Below are 19,538 nucleotides of genomic sequence, written 5' to 3'. Positions count from 1 at the left end.
TGGGCGCTGGGTGCGCCTCTGGTCAAAAAGTGCGCAATTCTAGCGATCAGCCGGCGACATGACCAGTGCCTGACGGAGAAATAAGACGAGTGCTGCGCTATGCTTCGCGCCGTTGCGCGCGGAATCTGTCAAGAAACCGTGCAAACTCAATTGTTTCCTGTTGTTAAGCTCAAACACGATTCAGCCCGGGCGCAGCGTGCCCGAGCCTCAGGTTCCGGCTTCTGGAGTTTTCGATGAGTCATACAAGTAGTCAGGCCGGAACAGGAAGTGCCGCCAAGCCGTTGGGATTGCTGGTGGCGGCAGTGGGCGTAGTGTACGGCGATATCGGCACCAGCCCGCTGTACACCCTCAAGGAGGTGTTTCAGGGCGGTTATGGGGTTGAAGTGACCCACGATGCCATTCTCGGCGTGTTGTCGCTGATTTTCTGGTCGTTGATCTGGGTGGTCTCGTTCAAGTACATGGTGTTTGTCCTGCGTGCCGACAATCAGGGCGAAGGCGGCATCATGGCCTTGACGGCGCTGGCGCGGCGGGCGACGGTGCGCTTTCCACGGTTGCAGGCGGTGATGATCGCCTTCGGGTTGTTCGGGGCGGCCCTGTTCTATGGCGACAGCATGATTACGCCGGCAGTGTCGGTGCTGTCGGCCATGGAAGGGCTGGAGCTGGCTTTCGAGGGGCTGGAGCGCTGGATCGTGCCGATGGCGCTGGTGGTGCTGGTGGGCCTGTTCCTGATCCAGAAGCACGGCACCGCGCGTATCGGTGTGCTGTTCGGGCCGGTCATGGTCCTCTGGTTTCTGGTGCTGGGAGCGCTTGGGGTGTACGGCATCCTGCACAGCCCGGAGGTCTTGCAGGCGGTGAATCCGGTGTGGGCGGTGCGCTTTTTCATCGTGCATCCCGGCATTGGCGTGGCCATTCTCGGCGCGGTGGTGCTGGCCCTGACCGGTGCGGAAGCCTTGTATGCCGACATGGGGCATTTCGGTCGCAAGCCGATTTCCCGGGCCTGGTTCATCCTGGTCCTGCCGGCCTTGCTGCTCAACTACTTCGGCCAGGGCGCACTGGTGCTGGAACACCCTGAAGCGGTGCGCAACCCGTTCTACCTGCTGGCGCCGGGCTGGGCCTTGCTGCCGTTGATTGCATTGTCCACGCTGGCGACCATCATTGCCTCGCAGGCGGTGATTTCCGGCGCCTTCTCCATGACCTTGCAGGCCATTCAGCTTGGTTACATCCCGCGCATGTACATCCAGCACACCTCCAGTGACGCCCAGGGGCAGATCTACATCGGTGCCGTGAACTGGGCGCTGATGGTAGGGGTGATCCTGCTGGTGATCGGGTTCGAATCTTCAGGCGCGTTGGCATCGGCCTACGGTGTCGCGGTGACCGGCACCATGCTGTGCACCACGATTCTGGTGTCGGCGGTCATGCTGCTGTTGTGGAAGTGGCCGCCGTTGCTGGCCGTGCCGCTGCTGATCGGACTGTTGCTGGTCGACGGTCTGTTCTTCGCCGCCAACGTACCCAAGGTGGTGCAGGGCGGGGCCTTTCCGGTGCTGGCGGGGGCGGCGTTGTTTATCCTGATGACCACCTGGAAGCGTGGCCGGCAACTATTGGCCGAGCGCATCGACGAGGGGGGGCTGCCATTGCCGATCTTCATCGGCAGCATTCGTGTGCAGCCCCCACACCGTGTGCAGGGCACGGCCGTATTCCTGACCGCCCGCTCGGACGCGGTGCCGCATGCCTTGCTGCACAACATGCTGCACAACCAGGTATTGCACGAGCAGGTGGTGTTACTGACCGTGATGTATGAGGATCAGCCACGGGTACCTGCCCATGAGCGCTTTGAAGTAGAGGCTCATGGCGAAGGCTTTTACCGGGTGATCCTGCATTTCGGCTTCATCGACGAGCCGGATGTGCCTCAGGCACTGAGCCTGTGCCCGCTCGATGAGCTGGACTTCAGCCCGATGCGTACCACGTATTTCCTGAGCCGCGAGACCGTGATTCCTTCGAAGATGGTCGGCATGGCGCGCTGGCGCGAGGCGTTGTTCGCCTTCATGCTCAAGAATGCCAACGGCAACCTGCGCTTCTTCAAGCTGCCGTTCAATCGCGTGATCGAGTTGGGTACGCAGGTCGAGATGTAAATGAAAAAGCCCCGGTCACCTTGTGGTGCCGGGGCTTGTGTTCATTCGCGGCTGAAGCGGATCACCCAGGGGATTGTGACATTTGCGGTCATGGCTTGCCCTGCCACTGGTTGATGGCCTTGATCAGGCGCTTGGCCAGGGCCGGGTAGTCTTCGTCGAAGTGATGGCCGCCCGGCAATTGCAGCTTTTCACCCACAGCAGTGGTGTCGGTGCAGCCGCTGTCTTTCTGTTCTTCGACGCCGTATACGCACAAGACCTTGGCGGCTGGCAGTCTGGCCATCTCCGGGCCGGTCTGCGCTTCGGTGCCCTTGTTGCCCAGCCAGCCGTCGACGTGAATCTCGAAGTTGCCGCTGCGGGCGAAGGCCAGCAGGATGATGCCGTCGACACGGGCCTGATCCTCGGGCGCCATGCGGTTGTAGACCGCCGGCAGTACATCGGCACCGAACGAATAACCGGCCAGGATAAAGCGCTTGGCGCCCCACTTCTGCCGGTAATGGTTCATCAGGTCGGTCAGGTCGGCGGCGGTCTGCTCGGGGGATTTTCGCTCCCAGTAGTAGCGCAGCACATCGATGCCTACCACCGGATAACCCATGCCTGCCATATCGCCGGCCACGACCTTGTCCAGGTCGCGCCAGCCTCCGTCACCCGAGAGAAACAAGGTCACGGTGTCACTGGCCTGCTTTGACGGCACCTCGACGGTCGGTACGCCCAAGCCGCCTGCGTCGTTCTCACCGAGCAGCAAATGACGCAATTCTGTGGTCAGCACCTGTGGCAGCGGAATGTCGTAGTCGCTGATGCTGGTGTCGGCATTGGGCTGATCACGCACGAAGGCTGCGCTTGGGTCATCTGGTGCGTCGTTGAAGGCGGCCAGCCAATGCCCGTGCGGGGCCTTCTGGGGCAGTGGTTCGTCGCAGAGTTGTGGCGGTGTATCGCCTTCTTCGACTTCCGGCGGCGGGTTGGAGACATGCTGCAGGGCAAAGCCCACCGAGATGGCCTGGGCCTTGTCGTCGGTCTGTGCGGCCAGCCAGCGCCAGGCCAGGGTGCCGCCATGGCCGATACCGCCGACCACCTGGGCCGGCCCGTCGAGCTGCTGCAGGGCGGCTTCAAAGGTCTTGCGCTGCAGCACGCAGTCATCGGCGGGCAACACGACCTGCACAATGCGCGCACTGGCGTCGGTGCCCAGCGCCTGCAATTGCTTGTCGCTGAGTTTGTCCTGGGCCGAGACCGCCAGGGCGATACGGGTCTTGACCCGGCCGGCCGGGGTCACGCGGGTCACGGGCGCGCCGTCGGCCAGGGTCAGTTGTTCCAGCGTGGCCGGGGTGGCAGGACGCTGCCAGAACCACACCCCCACGCCTGCAATCAGCACAATCGCCAGTACCACCAGCGCGTAGCGCCATAAGCGTCGAATCATCAGCGTTTCACCAATCCAGTCAGGCCGCCCGCGATCAGGGCGGCGGTATCTGCCAGGGCCACCAGCGGATCGAGTCCGGCCGGTACAGCCATGTAGCGAGGTTCCCAGTCAGGCTGGAACTTGTCCTTGAAGCGCCGCAGCCCCTGAAAGTTATAGAGTTGTTCGCCGCGGCGGAACACCATCGAGCCCAGGCGCTGGGTCAGGGGCGCTCCACGCCGTGGCTGCAGGCCCGACAGCGGCACCATGCCGAGGCTGAAGCGGCTGTAACCCTGGGCTTTGTAGTATTGAATCAGGCCGATCATCATGAATTCCATGGTCGACTTGGGTGCGTCCGGGTGGGCGCGCATCAGGTCCAGGCTCGACAGATCCAGGCGGCTGGTCTCCAGCAGGTTGGCAAAGGCCACCGGCTTGTCCTGGAAACGGATGATGGCAATGCGGAAATGCTGCAGGTAATCCGCGGTGAAACGCCCCAGCGAGAAGCCTTTTTCCCGCACATTCTTGCCACTCAGCCAGGCATCGGAAATGACCTTCAATTCATCCAGCGGAGCCTGGCCGGCTTCATGGATTTCCAGCGACAGGCCGTCACGGCTGCCACGGTTCCAGGTGTAGCGCAGGTCTTTCATCTCCTTGCCCTTGGCGTCGATGTCGAAGCGGCGCAGGTCGACACGGGCTTCCTCGCCCAGCTTGATCGCAGTCAGGCCGATGTCCATGTAGTAGGGCAGGTTTTCCGCACGTACCTGGTAGAACACCGGGCGGGCGTGGTGCACATCGCACAGGTCACGGAATTGCCAGATCATCTCGGCGCGTTGTTGCGCCGGTCCGATCGGATCGTACAGGGCGACCAGGCTGCGACCGCGATGCGAGTACATCAGAAACGCATTGTTGTCGGGGTGGAACAGGATCGCCTTGTCGCCGGTCAGTGCCAATCCGCCATCGGGCTGGCTGGAGGCTTTGAGAATCCCGGCCGCCTTGGCCAGTTCGGTGCTGTCGGGCAGCTTGATGACCGGACGCGCGGTGCGCAGCAGCCAGGTCAGGCCGACCACCAGCAGCAGTACCGCACTGCCCAGCGCCGAGCGCAGGCCGCGCGGTGCGTCGGCATCCAGGGTGAACTGCCACCACAACTGGTGGCTGTAAGGCACATCCTGATAGGCAAACAGCAGCAGCCAGATCGACGCGCCGACCACGCAGAAGCTGGCGATCAGGTACAGCGGCGAGAACGGCAGCTCCAGCAGGCGGCTGGGGCGGTAGAACGAGCGGCGAAAGGTGGCCAGCAGGGCGGCGGTCAATAGCAGCAGGCTGGCTTCTTCCCAGTCAAATCCCTTGAGAATCGACAGCACGGCGCCGACCAGCAACAAGATGACTGTCAGCATCCAGGCCGCAGACAGTCGGCGGCGCAAGCCTTGGGCCAGTAGCAGGCACAACACACCCACCAGGCTGGCGACAAAGTGCGAAGCGTCGATCAGCCGGTGCGGCAGCATGAAGCCGACGTTTTCCAGGCGTGTATCGATTTCCGGCGTAGCCCCGGAAAACAGCAGCACCACCCCGGAAAGAAACACCAGCAACGCAAGGATCGGTGCCGCCAGGCCCGAGGCCACGCGCATGGCCTGGCGGGTCGGCAGCAGGCGCTGGGCTTCGGTAAACAACAGCGTCAGACACGCCAGTAGCAGTGGCAATACCACATAGATCAGCCGGTAGAGCAGCAGGGCGGCCGCCAGAGGGGCTGCCCCCAGCTCGTTGGCAAAGGCGGCCAGCAGTACGGCTTCGAACACGCCGACGCCACCGGGCACATGGCTGAGTACACCGGCGGCCAGGGCCAGCAGGTAAATGAGCATGAATGCGCCCAGTGGCGGCGCCTGTGGTAACAACAGGTACAGCACCAGGGCGGCGGCGGCCACGTCCAGCGCCGTGATCAGCAATTGCACCAGGGTCAGGCGCAGGTCGGGCAGGCGCAGCGAGCGACGACCGGCCCGGACCAGCAGGACGTGAGGAATGTCCTGCTCCGGCAGGCGCCTGCGGTACACCGCATACGCAATCAGCAGGCTGCCGGCCAGGACCACAATGGCGATGCCCGCCAGCAGATCGACCGGCAGTTTCAGTGCCAGCGAGGCGCCGGACAGGTTGCTCAAGGTAGCAATCGCGGCCAGTGGTGGCAGGGCGCAGCCCAGCGACAGGCTGGCAAACACGGTCATCCGGGCGATTTCCACCGCGCCGATGCCATGCCGAGAGTACAGCCTGTAGCGCACCGAGCCACCCGAGAGCATCGACAGGCCGACGGCATTGCCAATGGCAAACGAGGTGAAGCCGCCCAGCAGCAGTGTACGGGTGGGCAGGTCGACCCCGGCATAGCGGCTGGCCGAAAGCTCGTAACCCATCAGGATCACATAGCCGATCACCGCTGCCAGCAGTGCGCCGCCCAATGAAGGCAGGGGCACGGCATACAGCGCATCGCGCAGGGCATAGAAGTCCATTTCGATCAGCATGTGCCGGCAGGCGATCAAGGCCATGCCGAACAGCACCAGCATGACCGCCAGGCCAATCGGCTGGCGATATTTGCTCAGGCGTTCCAGCCACCGGAGGCGCGCAGGTTGGATCGGTTGAGTCGCCGTGACGGCTTCGGGCGTTTCTGACGAAGTATCACGCATCATTCACTTCCTGAAAGGTGCGCGACAGGGTTGAGGTCTACAGCCAAGTTACCGATCCCTACGCAAAAATATGTCGAGATGTTAGCGCGTCAGCGGCTAACGAGCGAATAGCCAGTGGAGCAGGGTAGAGCTGTTCAGCTGTGATTCAGCCTAGCCACAAAGGTATCGGCAGTGCAGGAAAAAACTGTCGGACAGGACACATACAGTTACCTCGCCGATGATAGGGTTTTCCACGCAGCGACGCTAAACAGTTTTTTGCTCGGGTATTTATTCGGTTGGCAGGCTTTTCTGGCGCACAACAAAAAAGGCCACTTTTTCAAGTGGCCTTTCTTTTGTATCTGGTTGCGGGAGCCGGATTTGAACCGACGACCTTCGGGTTATGAGCCCGACGAGCTACCAAACTGCTCCATCCCGCGTCTGTGTGGGCGCATTCTACAGCTAAAAGAAATCTTGTCAACGATATATGTAAAAAATGAAAGATACATTCTGGCCCCGACAGGGCATAAAATCGAGGCCAAAAAAAAGCCACTTTTTCAAGTGGCCTTCTTTCTGTATTTGGTTGCGGGAGCCGGATTTGAACCGACGACCTTCGGGTTATGAGCCCGACGAGCTACCAGACTGCTCCATCCCGCGTCTGTGTTGGCCATTCTACGGATTATCGACCGGGTGTCAAGCCTGTATTTGGGAAAAGTGCTTTTTCTTCAATTGTTTACTGTAGGCGCTCAACAGTATGCAGGCTTACCGTCAGCCTGTCGGCAGTCAGGCATCTGCCTGCATTGGATTTTCGGGTCTTGTCTTGGACGTGTCAGCGTCAGGTAGCGGTGAGATACTACGTCCCCCTGCAACCTATGAACGGACGGCATGACCCAGCGCAAGATTATCCATATCGACTGTGACTGCTTTTATGCTGCCATCGAAATGCGCGACAACCCGAAGCTGGCTGGTATTCCCTTGGCTGTGGGCGGCTCGGCAGACCGGCGTGGTGTGATCGCCACGTGTAATTACGAGGCGCGGGCATTCGGGGTGCGTTCGGCCATGTCCTCGCACCATGCCTTGAAGCTGTGCCCGGACCTGACCATCGTCAAGCCACGCATGGACGCCTATAAGGAAGCGTCTCGGGAAATCCAGAGCATTTTTCGCGACTACACCGACCTGATCGAGCCTTTGTCGCTGGATGAGGCCTACCTGGATGTGTCCGAGTCGAACCGTTTCGACGGCAGTGCCACAAGAATTGCCCAGGATATTCGTCGACGAGTGTCCAATCAGTTGCACATCACCGTTTCAGCCGGCGTGGCGCCTAACAAGTTTCTGGCCAAGATTGCCAGCGACTGGAAAAAGCCCAACGGTCTGTTTGTCATCACCCCTGCGCAAATCGAAGACTTTGTGGCGGCCTTGCCGGTCAGCAAGTTGCATGGCGTCGGCAAGGTCACGGCCGACAAGCTGGCGCGCCTGGGTATTGTTTATTGCCATGACCTGCTGGCCTGGAACAAGCTGGCGCTGGTGCGCGAGTTCGGCAGTTTCGGTGAGCGGCTCTGGAGCCTGGCGCGGGGGATCGATGAGCGACTGGTGCATAACGACAATCGGCGGCAGTCAATCAGTGTGGAAAACACCTATGACACCGACCTGCCTGATCTGAACAGTTGTCTTGAGCGGTTACCCGAGTTGATCCAGACCCTGGAAACCCGTATGCAGCGGCTGGACGGTCAGTATCGACCGGGCAAGCCGTTCGTGAAGGTCAAGTTTCATGATTTTACCCAGACCACGCTTGAGCAGGCCGGCGCCGGGCGTGACCTTGGCAGCTATCAACTGCTGCTGGCCCAGGCGTTTGCCCGGGGCGGCAAGCCGGTGCGCCTATTGGGGATCGGGGTGCGCCTGCAGGATCTGCGTGGCGCACATGAACAGCTGGAGCTGTTCGAACGCTGACGAGTCAATCGTCGGCAGGCGCCGGTGCCACCAGGCGTCCGGCATCACGCGCCAGAAGCTTGAGGAAGTCGCCCTGCAATTGCGGGTCATTGCGGGTCAGCTCGATCAGGCTCTGTTCCAGTTCGACGGCCTGCTCTTCCAGGCCCAGCTCCGCCAGGCGCTTGACCCGGTAGACCCACTGGCTGACTTCGTCATCTTCCAGGTCGCCGTAGATCAGGTCGTGCGCTTCCAGCAGTTTGCCGCGCAGGCTGCGGCTGACGGGCAGGCTGTCGCTGGCGTGCGTATTGTCCTGTTCGTCTTCTACATTGATATAGAGCCGGGTGATCTGGCGCAGGTCTTGTTCGGCGAATGGACTTTCCAGCAGGTTCAGGCGCAGCACGCCATTGCGGTCGGTGCTCAGTTCATGGGTTGTATTGCCTGCCTTTACCAGCACCGGGCGTTCGTTCCAGGGCAGGGCCGTGCGCTCGATGCGTTTGTCCTGCTGGGCTTCATCGATGCTGGCCAGGTTCTGTTCGGCCCGGCCATGCGAGGGCGCGTTCATGAAAGGGTTGAGTCCGGCCAGGCCGTAATCGAGCCAGTCATGGGTCACGCTCTCAGGCAGATTGCCCAGGGCAAAGACGTTGACGACATTGGCACCCAGCCCTGCCACCACCGCCACGGCACCCAGCGGCATCTCATAGATTTCGCGCCAGGGCTGATAGGGCGTATAGCGATCATAGTGACGGGTCACTTCGAACTCGGTGACTTCGAAGGCCTTGTGCTCATGAATGCGGATGCGACGTTGCGGCAACTCCAGGGTCTTGGGGTCACCCACATCGATCTGCAGGGTGTGTTCGAGAAGTTTGCGCTCGACGCGTTCTTCATGCTCGCTGCGTTGTGACAAATGATTGGCACAGCCGCTCACCAGCAAGGCGCCGCACAAGGTGGCGCTGCCGAGGCTCAGGTTATGTCGCTTGAACATGGGGGCTCTGAATTCGGATAGCCGCGCAGGTGTGGGCCTGGCGCACCCGCTTGAGCGGGTGCGCCGAAGGCTCAGCGACGCAGGCGGTTCTGGATGAACGACAGCACGTCGGCGAGGGCGACAGCTTGTGGCTGCGCTTCGGTGCGGCTCTTGTACTCGATGTTGCCGTCGGCCAGGCCGCGATCGCTGACCACGATGCGGTGCGGGATGCCGATCAGTTCCATGTCGGCAAACTTGTTGCCGGGGCTGGTTTTCTTGTCGCGGTCGTCGAGCAGAACCTCGAAGCCGGCGGCAGTCAGGTCGGCATACAGCTTGTCGGTGGCTTCGCGGACCGCGTCGGTTTCATAGCGCAGCGGCACCAGGGCAATGTGGAACGGCGCCAGGGTGTCGTTCCAGATAATGCCGTTTTCGTCGCTGTTCTGCTCGATGGCGGCGGCGACCACGCGGGACACGCCGATACCGTAGCAGCCCATGATCAGGTCGATCGGCTTGCCGTTCTCGCCCAGTACCTGGCATTTCAATGCCTGGCTGTACTTGGTACCCAGCTGGAAGATGTGCCCGACTTCGATGCCGCGCTTGATTTCCAGAGTGCCCTGGCCGTCCGGGCTTGGATCGCCGCTGACCACGTTGCGCAGATCGGCCACTTGTGGCACCGGCAGGTCGCGCTCCCAGTTGACGCCGAAGTAGTGCTTGTCGTCGATATTGGCGCCGACGCCGAAGTCGCTCATCAGCTCTACCGAGCGATCGATGATGCAGGGCAGTGGCAGGTTCAATGGGCCCAAGGAGCCGGCGCCGGCGCCAATGGCGTCGCGCAGCTCGGCTTCGGTGGCCATGGTCAGCGGACTGGCGACCTGCTCCAGCCTGGCCGCCTTGATCTCGTTGAGTTCGTGGTCGCCACGGATGATCAGGGCGATCAGCTTGCCTTCTTCGGCTGCGTGCACCACCAGGGTCTTGACGGTCTTCTCGATCGGCAGGTTGAAGCCTTCGACCAGTTGCGCAATGGTCTTGGCATTCGGGGTGTCGACCAGGCGCAGTTCTTCAGTGGGCGCCGGGCGGCTCTTTTCCTGTGGCAGGGCTTCGGCTTTCTCGATGTTGGCAGCGTACCCGGAGCCATTGCTGAAGACGATGTCGTCTTCACCGGACTCGGCCAGTACGTGGAACTCGTGGGAGCCGGCGCCACCGATCGAGCCATTGTCGGCTTCAACCGGGCGGAATTTCAGGCCCAGGCGGCTGAATACATTGCTGTAGGCCTGGTGCATGCGGTCGTAGGTCTGTTGCAGGGATGCCTGATCGGCGTGGAACGAGTAGGCATCCTTCATGATGAACTCGCGACCACGCATCAGCCCGAAGCGCGGACGAATCTCGTCACGGAACTTGGTCTGGATCTGGTACATGTTGATCGGCAGCTGTTTATAGCTGTTGAGTTCGTTGCGGGCCAGGTCGGTGATGACTTCTTCGTGGGTCGGGCCCAGGCAGAAGTCACGCGCATGGCGATCGACCAGGCGCATCAGCTCCGGACCATACTGCTCCCAGCGACCCGATTCCTGCCACAGTTCGGCAGGCTGGATGCCAGGCATGAGAATTTCGAGGGCGCCGGCGGCGTTCATCTCTTCGCGGACAATGGCCTCGACCTTGCGCAATACGCGCAGGCCCATCGGCAGCCAGGTGTAAAGGCCCGAAGCCAGTTTGCGAATCATGCCGGCACGCAGCATCAGCTGATGGCTGACCACGACCGCATCGGAAGGGGTTTCTTTCTGTGTGGCGAGCAAAAATTGACTGGTGCGCATGGTTGGCCGTTGTCGGTTGCTTGAGACTGAAAATGACCCGGCATTGTACGGCGCTGTGCCTGTCGAGTACAGGGCAGGGCGGCTGCGGATCGGTCGGGCCATGAACGAACAAGCCCGGCATGAGCCGGGCTTGTGGTGCTGCAGACAGCCTGATTGCGATTACAGAACCGAAATCGGGTAGTCGATGATCAGGCGGAACTCGTCGATGTTGCCTTCGGCCTGGTCGGCGTTGCCGCGGTGCCAGGCTTGACGGATGCGGAAGGACAAATCTTTCGCAGGGCCCGATTGCAGCACGTATTTGGCTTCGACGTTGGTCTCGCGGTGTTCACCGTCTGAACCGTAGAGGCCGGCGTAGGCGCTGTTGACAGGCGTGTTGCTGCCGTCGATGTCCCAGCCCTTGACGTAGCGAGCCATGAAGCTCAGGCCTGGAACGCCGTAAGGTGTCATGTTCAGGTCGTAACGCACCTGGGCGGACTTCTCGTTCGGACCGTTGAAGTCGGAGTACTGAATGGAGTTATTCAGGAAGATCGAGTCGCCACCACGGTTGTTGTCGCCGATACCGATGTAGTCGAACGGCGTGTCACCGTTGATCTTCTGCAGGGCCAGGGTGACGGTGTGTGCCGCCAGGAACGAGTAGGCGACCGAGCCGGAGAAGGCGGTGTTGCTGATCGAGCCGGCCTTGGCGCTGCCTTCGTCGACGGTGCGGTACAGGTTGGCGTCGAACGCCAGGGACTGATCGCCGCCCAGTGGCAGGGCGTAGTTGATGTTGGCGTAGTACTGGTTCCAGACATCCTCGAGGTTGGCAGCATAGAAGGCTACGCCCAGGCTGTCGGTGATCGAGTATTTGCCGCCTGCGAAATCGGCGGTCTTGGCGGTCACGCCAGCGTAGTTGGCCCAGATGCTGCCGTTACGATTGGTCTCATCCTGGCTGGTGCCGGAGTAGAAGTGACCGGCTTCCAGATCCAGGCCTGCGAACTCGCTGCTCTGCAGGCTGATGCCGCTGGCAGACTGGGAGACCAGGCGCGAGCCGCCTACGGCGAAGACCGGGCTGGTCGGCATCATGTCGCCGATTTTCAGTTCAGTCTTGGAAATGCGGAATTTGACGGCGCCACCGGCCTTGCCGAAGCTGTCTTCGTTACGGCCGCGGCTGTCGACTACCAGGTTGCCGGAGCCCGAATACTTGTCTTCGCCGTCCAGTTTCAGGCCGAAGAAGCCGAAAGCGTCAACGCCGACACCGACGGTGCCCTGGGTGTAGCCAGAGCTGTACATCGCGGAGAAACCCTGGGTCCAGTCTTTATCATCAACCGCGCCGTCTTTCTTGTTGCGGTTGTAATAGTAGTTACGGGCCTTGAGGTTCAACGAGCTGCCTTCGACAAAACCCTTGGCCTCAGCCTGGTCGCTGACGAACGGCGCTGCCGTGGCCAATTGGGTGCTGGCTGCTGCTGCAACGGCCAGTGCGATTGCGCTCCACTTCATCACTCTCATCGTGATTGCTCCTTTGGTTTTTAGAAGACTCTTGCCGCTCACCTGTATTTTTATCTGGGCGGCTCTTTCTTTTTATGCTGGCGCAATGTACATCACGCCGGCCGGGGTTGCGAGAGTCGCAAACCCATTATTTTCGGTTTTTTTCCGGCTTTATCGTCGAAAAAGTCCCTTATGTCGTCGAAAATGTCGCTATTGGGTAAAATGCTTCGACGGTGGTGTCAGGGTTTTAGCAAAAGTCTTGCCAGGTTCAGTCGATCAGGATTGAAGCGACCGTTTCCGACGTGAGACATGCCAGTAGTAAAGCAACAAGCGTGCTCAAAGTTCCTGAAAATGAAAAAATTTTGTGAAAAACTCAGGTTCGACTTTCAATTATCAATGTAACTTCATGTTTTATATGTAAAAAAGTAAATATTGAGTGACCTGTGCTCTGTGCGCAGTCTTGGCGGCTTTCAGCGACGGGTAGCAGGCAAAGCGTTACCTCAAGTGCAACGGTTTGGGTAAATTCCGCAATATTGGTATGCCAGGTACACACTTGTGTTTCGTTTTGGTGCGTTTTGACGCAGGGCTGCCTGAATACGAGCGCTCCGGTCGCTGTTGGCGGATGAACAATCTGTGACCGCTCTGTGCGCAGGGGTACAGCGTGCAGTGTCATTGCTGCCAACAGATGACAGTGGCTTCGAATCGGTGCGCAACAGGCCCCATGCGCCAAGGAAGGGTGCAGGCCGGGGCGTCGGGTTTTTGATATTCTTGTGCGCCGCGTGGCGTCACTGCATGGCGGCGTCTTTTTTCTTTCGATCAGGAGTACGGTTGTGTTCGTTCTCGATTCGCGCCTGCAACAAGACACCTTGCCCATAGGCAATTTCCCTTTGTGCAGGCTGTTGCTGTCCAACGATGCGCAATACCCCTGGTTCATCCTGGTGCCGCGCCGCGCTGGCATTGTTGAGGTCTTTGACCTTGCCGAGCATGAGCAGGCGCTGCTGTGGCAGGAAACCACGTTGTTGGCGAGCGTGCTCAAAGAGGTGTTTGCGGCTGACAAGCTCAACGTGGCGACCCTGGGTAACGTCGTCAGTCAGTTGCACATGCATGTCATCGTCCGCCTGCGCGATGACATCGCATGGCCTGCCCCGGTGTGGGGCAAACATCCGGCGGTGCCTTATACGGCCGGGCAATATGCCGCTGTCATCGAGCGCCTCAAGCCTGGATTGGCCAGTGCCTTTGAGTTTGAGGCGTTGTTATGAGTCTTGAATTGCGCGTCGTCGAGCTTGAAACCCGCCTGGCCTTTCAGGACGACACCATCCAGGCACTCAATGATGCGCTGGTTGCCCAGCAGCGCAGCCTGGACCGCCTGCAGCTGCAACTGGCAATGGTGATCAAGCGTCAGGAAGAAATGAGTCATCGCGGTGACGGTTTTGAGGATGAAGCGCCTCCACCGCATTATTGAAAGAAGAAAAAAGCCGCGATCGATTCGCGGCTTTTTTATGTTGCTTGAGGGTGGGCTTAGCGACGCGGCAGTGCGGCAATCACGTCTTCGGCCTGCAGGCCCTTGTCGCGGTTCATCACGGAAAACTCCACGCGCTGGCCTTCGACCAGGACGCGATGGCCTTCACCGCGAATGGCGCGAAAGTGTACGAAGATATCGTCACCCGAATCCCGGGAAATAAAGCCGAAGCCCTTGGAGGCGTTAAACCATTTCACGGTGCCGGTATCGCGGTTGCCTACGTCATGGCTTTGGGCAATGGGTGTCGGTGAGCGCTTGTGCAAGGTGGTTGCCAGGTGCAGGGCCACGGCCAGCAGAGCGATGGTCAGCGCAACGGCGATGGCTGGCTGGTCGGCAATGCTTTGCAGGGGTACCAGCAGTGCCAGGGTCTGGACGATGACTGCAACGACCAGCAGGGCACTGGCCAGATTCTGCAAGGTGCGACGCGGACCTTTTTTCCACTGCGGAACGACGGGCGCCAGCAGCAGGTTGAGCAGGCCGAAGAAGACCAGGTACAGCGCCTCGGGTGCAAACAGGTGGGGAAAGAGCGCTTCGCTGCGCAGGCTGGGGATGAACGAAAGCAGCAGGGCAGCCGCTCCCGTTACCAGGTGGACGATTTTCAACATGATAAAAAGCTCGCATTAAGATGGATCGCAAGGAAATAGCGGGTAACGCCCGGTACGCTTCTAAAGATGAAGGAGGCGTGCTGCACGAGCGTTGGTCCTGCCTATGCACTACAAACCAGGTGGAGTTGTTCGGTGGCCGGTCTGTAGCGACACGCGGTGTATTTAACAGCAAAGCCATGTGCTACTCAAATCAGTTGCCTGGCAATGGGCTGTCGCTTGCGGGCGTGGCGGCAGGTCATGCCGGAACTGCGCGGGCACCCTTTGCGTCATAGTCGTGGGAGAGGCGTTGCACAGGTGCATGCAGCGGCTCTATCGCCTCTATAGTGCTGCGCGGCAGGGCATGTCTTGATAGAGTGGCCCTTGTCGTTTTTTTATCGTCATTCAAGGAGCTTGAGCATGGCAATCGATATCGGTATCAGTGAAGAAGATCGCAAGTCGATCGTCGACGGGCTTTCCCGTCTGCTGGCAGACACCTATGTGCTGTACCTGAAGACGCATAACTTTCACTGGAACGTCAGCGGTCCGATGTTTCGCACCCTGCACCTGATGTTTGAAGAGCAGTACAACGAGCTGGCACTGGCGGTCGATGCCATTGCCGAGCGTATTCGTGCGCTGGGCTTTCCGGCGCCCGGCACCTATTCAACCTACGCCCGTCTGTCTTCCATACAGGAAGAAGAGGGTGTGCCAGCCGCCACTGACATGATCAAGAGCCTGGTTCAGGGGCAGGAAGCCGTGACGCGTACTGCGCGCAGCATTTTTCCCTTGCTGGACAAGGTCAGTGACGAGCCGACCGCCGACCTGTTGACCCAGCGCATGCAAGTGCACGAGAAGACCGCCTGGATGCTGCGCTCAATGCTTGAGGGCCAGTAACCCTGCCAGCGGGTGGCGTACCTGCGCTGCCCGCTGTTGTTGCGTGCCAGGTGTGGCACCCTGTTGAAATACATATCTAACACCCGTCTGATTGTCTTCTGATATTGCATTTCTCGAATCCCCGATTCCTCATGTTGGTGTGGTTATGTCCTACAGCTTTTGAGTGTTGGGCCTGCTGGATTAGTTCTCATGTTTCGGGCTTTATAAGGACGCATTTATTTATTTTTAAATGTTTCTTTTCAAGGTTCCTTGAGTTGACTATTCGGAGGTCATCATTGCCATGATTCGAGGTGTTGAACGTGAGGTAAAAGATTCAATTCGCCATGTGGCAATTCCCGACGATCCCTTCGTCGAGGGTTTCAACATGACGCTGGCCCAGCCCCACTCCAAGTCGGTCAGGCTCAATGGCCTGGCGACCTGCCTGCGGCTGGAAAATGTCTACTGGAACATTCTTTCGGCCATTGCCCGGTCCAATAATTGCTCGGTCAATGCCGTCCTGTCCTATGTCGACAGGGAGGTTCACCTGCGTTACGGCGGTGTCAAGAATTTCAGCGGCCTGATCCGGGTCGTTTGCGTGGCACATCTGCTCAAGGCCCAGCATCAGGCCTGACGGCAGCGCTCAGATTTTTCATGCGCGATTGCCGTCGGGTGATCGCGTTCCGGTCCTGGTGCCTTGTCGTGCTGCCAGGGCTGCTCCAGTCGGCACGAACCTGTCTCCCGTCGGATGGGTTCGTGCGGCTGCAACATATCGATTAACTCTATATAATCCTCCGTCTTGCCAATGGCATGGCTCTGCGCGGACACCGCTGCTTGAACTGCACCTCGTGGCTCTTGCACTATTGGACGCTCGCCAGGGGCCAAAGCCGCCACTGAATCTCGAATTACGGAAGTGAATACAACATCATGATGCGCAGCCACTATTGCGGCCAACTGAACGAGAGTCTGGAAGGTCAGGAAGTTACCCTTTGCGGATGGGTCCATCGTCGTCGTGACCACGGTGGCGTGATTTTCCTCGACATCCGTGACCGTGAAGGGATGGCTCAGGTGGTCTTCGATCCGGATCGCGCCGACTCCTTCGCGGCAGCCGACCGTGTGCGCAGCGAATATGTCGTCAAGATCGTCGGCAAGGTGCGTGCCCGTCCGGCCGGCGCCGTCAACCCGAACATGGCCTCCGGTGGCATCGAGGTCCTCGGTTACGAGCTCGAAGTGCTGAACGAGTCGGAAACCCCGCCGTTCCCGCTCAACGAATACTCCGACGTGGGCGAGGAAACCCGCCTGCGTTACCGCTTCATCGACCTGCGTCGTCCGGAAATGGCTGAAAAGCTGCGCCTGCGTTCGCGCATTACCACCAGCATCCGCCGCTACCTGGATGACAACGGTTTCCTGGACGTCGAGACGCCGATCCTGACCCGTGCCACCCCTGAAGGTGCCCGTGACTACCTGGTGCCGAGCCGCACCCACCCCGGCAGCTTCTTCGCCTTGCCGCAATCGCCGCAGTTGTTCAAGCAGTTGCTGATGGTGGCCGGCTTCGACCGTTACTACCAGATTGCCAAGTGCTTCCGCGACGAAGACCTGCGCGCCGACCGCCAGCCGGAATTCACCCAGATCGACATCGAGACCAGCTTCCTGGACGAAGACGACATCATCGGCCTGACCGAGAAAATGGTGCGCCAGCTGTTCAAGGAAGTGCTGGACGTCGAGTTTGGCGAGTTCCCGCACATGCCGTTCGAAGAAGCCATGCGTCGCTATGGCTCGGACAAGCCCGACCTGCGCAACCCGCTGGAACTGGTCGACGTCGCCGACCAGCTGACCGGTGTGGAATTCAAGGTGTTCAGCGGCCCGGCCAACGATCCGAAGGGGCGCGTTGCCGCCTTGCGTGTGCCAGGCGCCGCCAACATGCCACGCAGCCAGATCGACGACTACACCAAGTTCGTCAGCATCTACGGCGCCAGGGGCCTGGCCTACATCAAGGTCAACGAGCGTGCCAAGGGCGTCGAAGGCCTGCAGTCGCCGATCGTCAAGTTCATCCCTGAAGAAAACCTCAAGGTCATCCTGGATCGCGTAGGCGCGGTCGACGGCGACATCGTGTTCTTCGGTGCCGACAAGTTCAAGATCGTCAGCGAGGCTTTGGGCGCGCTGCGCATCAAGCTGGGCAACGACCTCAAGCTGCACACCTGCGAGTGGGCGCCGATGTGGGTCGTCGACTTCCCGATGTTCGAAGAAAACGACGACGGTTCGTTCTCGGCGTTGCACCACCCGTTCACGGCGCCAAAGTGCAGCCCTGAAGAGCTGGAAGCCAACCCGGGCAAGGCGCTGTCGCGGGCCTACGACATGGTGCTCAACGGCACCGAGCTGGGCGGCGGTTCGATCCGTATCCATCGCAAGGAAATGCAGCAGGCGGTCTTCCGTCTTCTGGGCATCAACGAAGACGAGCAGCAGGAGAAGTTCGGCTTCCTGCTCGACGCACTGAAGTTTGGCGCACCGCCGCATGGTGGCCTGGCATTCGGCCTCGATCGCCTGGTGATGCTGATGACCGGCGCGCAGTCGATTCGTGAAGTCATTGCCTTCCCGAAAACCCAGAGCGCTGCCGATGTCATGACCCAGGCGCCAGGTGTCGTCGACGCCAAGGCACTGCGCGAACTGCACATCCGCCTGCGCGAGCAGCAAAAGGCCGAGTAAGGCAGAGGCAGGGCAGGGCGCACCCGGTGTGCGTCCTGTGCCCATGCCTTGGATCAGGTGTTCGAGCCTTTCGCTTGTGACAACGGGCGAGAGGCGAGCGTGTTTGTGAAAGAATCTGGAGCGAGAAATGGCAGGTCATTCTAAGTGGGCGAACATCAAGCACCGCAAAGAGCGTCAGGATGCCAAGAAAGGCAAGGTTTTCACCAAGTGGATTCGTGAGCTGACCGTGGCAGCCCGTCAGGGCGGCGGCGATCCAGGCTCCAACCCGCGTCTGCGCCTGGCGCTGGACAAGGCGCTGAGTGCCAACATGACCCGTGACACCATCGACCGTGCGGTCGCCCGTGGTGCCGGCGCCACCGATGCTGACGACATGGTCGAGCTGGGCTATGAGGGCTATGGCCCGGGCGGCGTGGCGGTGATGGTCGAGGCCATGACCGACAACCGCAATCGTACGGCAGCGGCTGTACGACATGCCTTCAGCAAGTGTGGCGGCAATCTGGGCACCGACGGTTCGGTGGCCTACCTGTTCGACCGCAAGGGGCAGATCTCCTTTGCGGCCGGCGTCGATGAAGACGCCTTGATCGAAGCGGCCATGGAGGCCGATGCCGACGATGTGGTGACCAACGAAGATGGCTCCATCGACGTGTTCACCTCCTTTGCCGGTTTCTACGCGGTGCGTAATGCCCTGGAGGCTGCCGGTTTCAAGGGTACGGATGCCGAGATCGTCCTGCTGCCCACCACCAGTGCAGTGCTTGACCTGGAACATGCCGAGAAGGTCCTCAAGCTGATCGACATGCTCGAAGACCTCGACGATGTGCAGAACGTCTATTCGAACGCTGAAATTCCCGATGAGATCATGGAACAGCTGGGCTGATCCGGTCTCGAGCAATACCAGAGTGCCGTCGATCTGTCGTAAACGGACAGGTCGTCGGCTTCTGCATTTATAGGGCGCCGGTCACGGCGTCGGACTGCTGGCATTATGACTCTTATACTTGGTATTGACCCGGGTTCACGCATTACCGGTTATGGTGTGGTGCATGACAGTGGTCGTGGCTGTACCTATGTGGCTTCCGGGTGTATCCGCACCGGTGATGGCGAATTGCATGAGCGCCTGCAGATTGTGTTTCGCGGCGTGCGTGAGGTGATTCGTGCCTATGGTCCGGTCACCATGGGCATCGAGCGGGTGTTCATGGCACGTAATGCCGATTCGGCACTCAAACTGGGTCAGGCGCGGGGTGCTGCCATCGTCGCCGGGGCCGAAGAGGGGCTGGAGATCGCCGAATACAGCGCGACCCAGGTCAAGCAGGCGGTGGCTGGCACCGGTGCGGCCAACAAGGAACAGGTGATGATGATGGTCATGCACCTGCTCAAGCTCACCAGCAAGCCCCAGATCGATGCCTCCGATGCGCTGGCCATTGCCTTGTGCCATGCCCATACCCGTTCCAGCCTGGCGCCTCATGGGTTGAGTGCGGCGCGCAGTCGACGCGGGCGGTTGCGGCTCTGATTGCAGCATCCGCTCGCATTTTTTCACTTGCTTGCAGCCATGAT

The 19,538-nt window shown here is 60.2% G+C and carries 15 protein-coding genes, 2 tRNA genes and 1 pseudogene; 9 read left to right on the top strand and 9 right to left on the bottom strand.

The window, feature by feature from the left end:
• Positions 1–233: 233 nt before the first annotated feature.
• A complete protein-coding gene (locus tag DGA31_RS00170; protein WP_056835027.1) occupies positions 234–2,129 on the top strand; it encodes a potassium transporter Kup in 1,896 nt (631 codons plus the stop codon).
• An 88-nt stretch (positions 2,130–2,217) separates the two neighbouring features.
• Here DGA31_RS00170 and DGA31_RS00165 read toward each other — a convergent pair whose 3' ends face one another.
• The 4 genes from DGA31_RS00165 to DGA31_RS00150 all read right to left on the bottom strand — a co-directional run bounded on the left by DGA31_RS00165 (position 2,218) and on the right by DGA31_RS00150 (position 6,815).
• Positions 2,218–3,540 (bottom strand): virulence factor family protein, encoded by a 1,323-nt coding sequence (locus DGA31_RS00165; RefSeq protein ID WP_109511164.1) that lies wholly within the window; start codon positions 3,538–3,540, stop codon positions 2,218–2,220.
• Positions 3,540–6,182 (bottom strand): bifunctional lysylphosphatidylglycerol flippase/synthetase MprF, encoded by a 2,643-nt coding sequence (gene mprF / locus DGA31_RS00160; RefSeq protein WP_056835032.1) that lies wholly within the window; start codon positions 6,180–6,182, stop codon positions 3,540–3,542. The genes DGA31_RS00165 and mprF overlap by 1 nt, the downstream gene beginning before the upstream one ends.
• A 339-nt stretch (positions 6,183–6,521) precedes the next feature.
• Positions 6,522–6,598 (bottom strand) — tRNA-Met (locus DGA31_RS00155).
• A 140-nt stretch (positions 6,599–6,738) separates the two neighbouring features.
• Positions 6,739–6,815 (bottom strand) — tRNA-Met (locus DGA31_RS00150).
• A 228-nt stretch (positions 6,816–7,043) separates the two neighbouring features.
• Between DGA31_RS00150 and dinB the strand changes: the two genes are divergently transcribed.
• Positions 7,044–8,105 carry a DNA polymerase IV gene (dinB, locus tag DGA31_RS00145; protein ID WP_109511163.1) on the top strand — a complete coding sequence of 354 codons (1,062 nt, stop codon included), beginning with the start codon at positions 7,044–7,046 and terminating at the stop codon, positions 8,103–8,105.
• A 4-nt stretch (positions 8,106–8,109) separates the two neighbouring features.
• Here dinB and DGA31_RS00140 read toward each other — a convergent pair whose 3' ends face one another.
• The 3 genes from DGA31_RS00140 to DGA31_RS00130 form a co-directional block, all read right to left on the bottom strand.
• A complete protein-coding gene (locus tag DGA31_RS00140; RefSeq protein ID WP_109511162.1) occupies positions 8,110–9,066 on the bottom strand; it encodes a hypothetical protein in 957 nt (318 codons plus the stop codon).
• A gap of 71 nt (positions 9,067–9,137) precedes the next feature.
• On the bottom strand, positions 9,138–10,853 hold the full coding sequence (locus DGA31_RS00135) for a proline--tRNA ligase (RefSeq protein ID WP_056835038.1): 1,716 nt from the start codon (positions 10,851–10,853) through the stop codon (positions 9,138–9,140).
• A gap of 159 nt (positions 10,854–11,012) precedes the next feature.
• Complete coding sequence (locus DGA31_RS00130; protein WP_109511161.1) at positions 11,013–12,338, bottom strand: OprD family porin; 1,326 nt, start codon at positions 12,336–12,338, stop codon at positions 11,013–11,015.
• A gap of 809 nt (positions 12,339–13,147) precedes the next feature.
• Here DGA31_RS00130 and DGA31_RS00125 point away from each other — a divergent pair.
• Both DGA31_RS00125 and DGA31_RS00120 read left to right on the top strand, forming a co-directional pair.
• Positions 13,148–13,576 (top strand): HIT domain-containing protein, encoded by a 429-nt coding sequence (locus tag DGA31_RS00125; RefSeq protein WP_109511160.1) that lies wholly within the window; start codon positions 13,148–13,150, stop codon positions 13,574–13,576.
• Positions 13,573–13,779 carry a SlyX family protein gene (locus tag DGA31_RS00120; protein ID WP_056835044.1) on the top strand — a complete coding sequence of 69 codons (207 nt, stop codon included), beginning with the start codon at positions 13,573–13,575 and terminating at the stop codon, positions 13,777–13,779. The genes DGA31_RS00125 and DGA31_RS00120 overlap by 4 nt, the downstream gene beginning before the upstream one ends.
• Positions 13,780–13,835: 56 nt before the next feature.
• Here the strand turns inward: DGA31_RS00120 and DGA31_RS30615 are convergent, their stop codons facing one another.
• Positions 13,836–14,075, bottom strand: a complete 240-nt coding sequence (locus DGA31_RS30615; RefSeq protein WP_236709353.1) for a cold-shock protein — start codon at positions 14,073–14,075, stop codon at positions 13,836–13,838.
• A gap of 90 nt (positions 14,076–14,165) precedes the next feature.
• Positions 14,166–14,441: pseudogene (locus DGA31_RS30610) on the bottom strand (cold shock domain-containing protein membrane protein); the annotation flags it as partial.
• Positions 14,442–14,837: 396 nt separating this feature from the next.
• Between DGA31_RS30610 and DGA31_RS00110 the strand changes: the two are divergent.
• The 5 genes from DGA31_RS00110 to ruvC all read left to right on the top strand — a co-directional run bounded on the left by DGA31_RS00110 (position 14,838) and on the right by ruvC (position 19,494).
• Positions 14,838–15,311 (top strand): Dps family protein, encoded by a 474-nt coding sequence (locus DGA31_RS00110; protein ID WP_056835048.1) that lies wholly within the window; start codon positions 14,838–14,840, stop codon positions 15,309–15,311.
• A 274-nt stretch (positions 15,312–15,585) separates the two neighbouring features.
• The gene (locus DGA31_RS00105) at positions 15,586–15,921 is read left to right on the top strand and encodes a ribbon-helix-helix domain-containing protein (RefSeq protein WP_177339445.1); all 336 of its coding nucleotides are present in this window, start codon (positions 15,586–15,588) and stop codon (positions 15,919–15,921) included.
• A 293-nt stretch (positions 15,922–16,214) separates the two neighbouring features.
• Complete coding sequence (aspS, locus tag DGA31_RS00100) at positions 16,215–17,990, top strand: aspartate--tRNA ligase (protein WP_056835052.1); 1,776 nt, start codon at positions 16,215–16,217, stop codon at positions 17,988–17,990.
• 127 nt (positions 17,991–18,117) lie between these two features.
• A complete protein-coding gene (locus tag DGA31_RS00095; protein WP_056835054.1) occupies positions 18,118–18,864 on the top strand; it encodes a YebC/PmpR family DNA-binding transcriptional regulator in 747 nt (248 codons plus the stop codon).
• A 105-nt stretch (positions 18,865–18,969) separates the two neighbouring features.
• A complete protein-coding gene (ruvC, locus tag DGA31_RS00090) occupies positions 18,970–19,494 on the top strand; it encodes a crossover junction endodeoxyribonuclease RuvC (protein WP_056835055.1) in 525 nt (174 codons plus the stop codon).
• Positions 19,495–19,538: the final 44 nt, after the last annotated feature.

This window comes from Pseudomonas ovata, assembly GCF_003131185.1.
Lineage (GTDB): Bacteria > Pseudomonadota > Gammaproteobacteria > Pseudomonadales > Pseudomonadaceae > Aquipseudomonas > Aquipseudomonas ovata.
The sequence above is the reverse complement of the archived record's forward strand: the minus strand, read 5'-3'. Positions and strand labels throughout refer to the sequence as shown.

Excerpts from the sequence above, each read along its gene's own strand:
- DGA31_RS00170 (WP_056835027.1), top strand. The coding sequence starts at position 234 with ATGAGTCATACAAGTAGTCAGGCCGGAACAGGAAGTGCCGCCAAGCCG.
- DGA31_RS00165 (WP_109511164.1), bottom strand. The coding sequence starts at position 3,540 with ATGATTCGACGCTTATGGCGCTACGCGCTGGTGGTACTGGCGATTGTG.
- mprF (WP_056835032.1), bottom strand. The coding sequence starts at position 6,182 with ATGCGTGATACTTCGTCAGAAACGCCCGAAGCCGTCACGGCGACTCAA.
- dinB (WP_109511163.1), top strand. The coding sequence starts at position 7,044 with ATGACCCAGCGCAAGATTATCCATATCGACTGTGACTGCTTTTATGCT.
- DGA31_RS00140 (WP_109511162.1), bottom strand. The coding sequence starts at position 9,066 with ATGTTCAAGCGACATAACCTGAGCCTCGGCAGCGCCACCTTGTGCGGC.
- DGA31_RS00135 (WP_056835038.1), bottom strand. The coding sequence starts at position 10,853 with ATGCGCACCAGTCAATTTTTGCTCGCCACACAGAAAGAAACCCCTTCC.
- DGA31_RS00130 (WP_109511161.1), bottom strand. The coding sequence starts at position 12,338 with ATGAGAGTGATGAAGTGGAGCGCAATCGCACTGGCCGTTGCAGCAGCA.
- DGA31_RS00120 (WP_056835044.1), top strand. The coding sequence starts at position 13,573 with ATGAGTCTTGAATTGCGCGTCGTCGAGCTTGAAACCCGCCTGGCCTTT.
- DGA31_RS00110 (WP_056835048.1), top strand. The coding sequence starts at position 14,838 with ATGGCAATCGATATCGGTATCAGTGAAGAAGATCGCAAGTCGATCGTC.
- aspS (WP_056835052.1), top strand. The coding sequence starts at position 16,215 with ATGATGCGCAGCCACTATTGCGGCCAACTGAACGAGAGTCTGGAAGGT.
- DGA31_RS00095 (WP_056835054.1), top strand. The coding sequence starts at position 18,118 with ATGGCAGGTCATTCTAAGTGGGCGAACATCAAGCACCGCAAAGAGCGT.
- ruvC (WP_056835055.1), top strand. The coding sequence starts at position 18,970 with ATGACTCTTATACTTGGTATTGACCCGGGTTCACGCATTACCGGTTAT.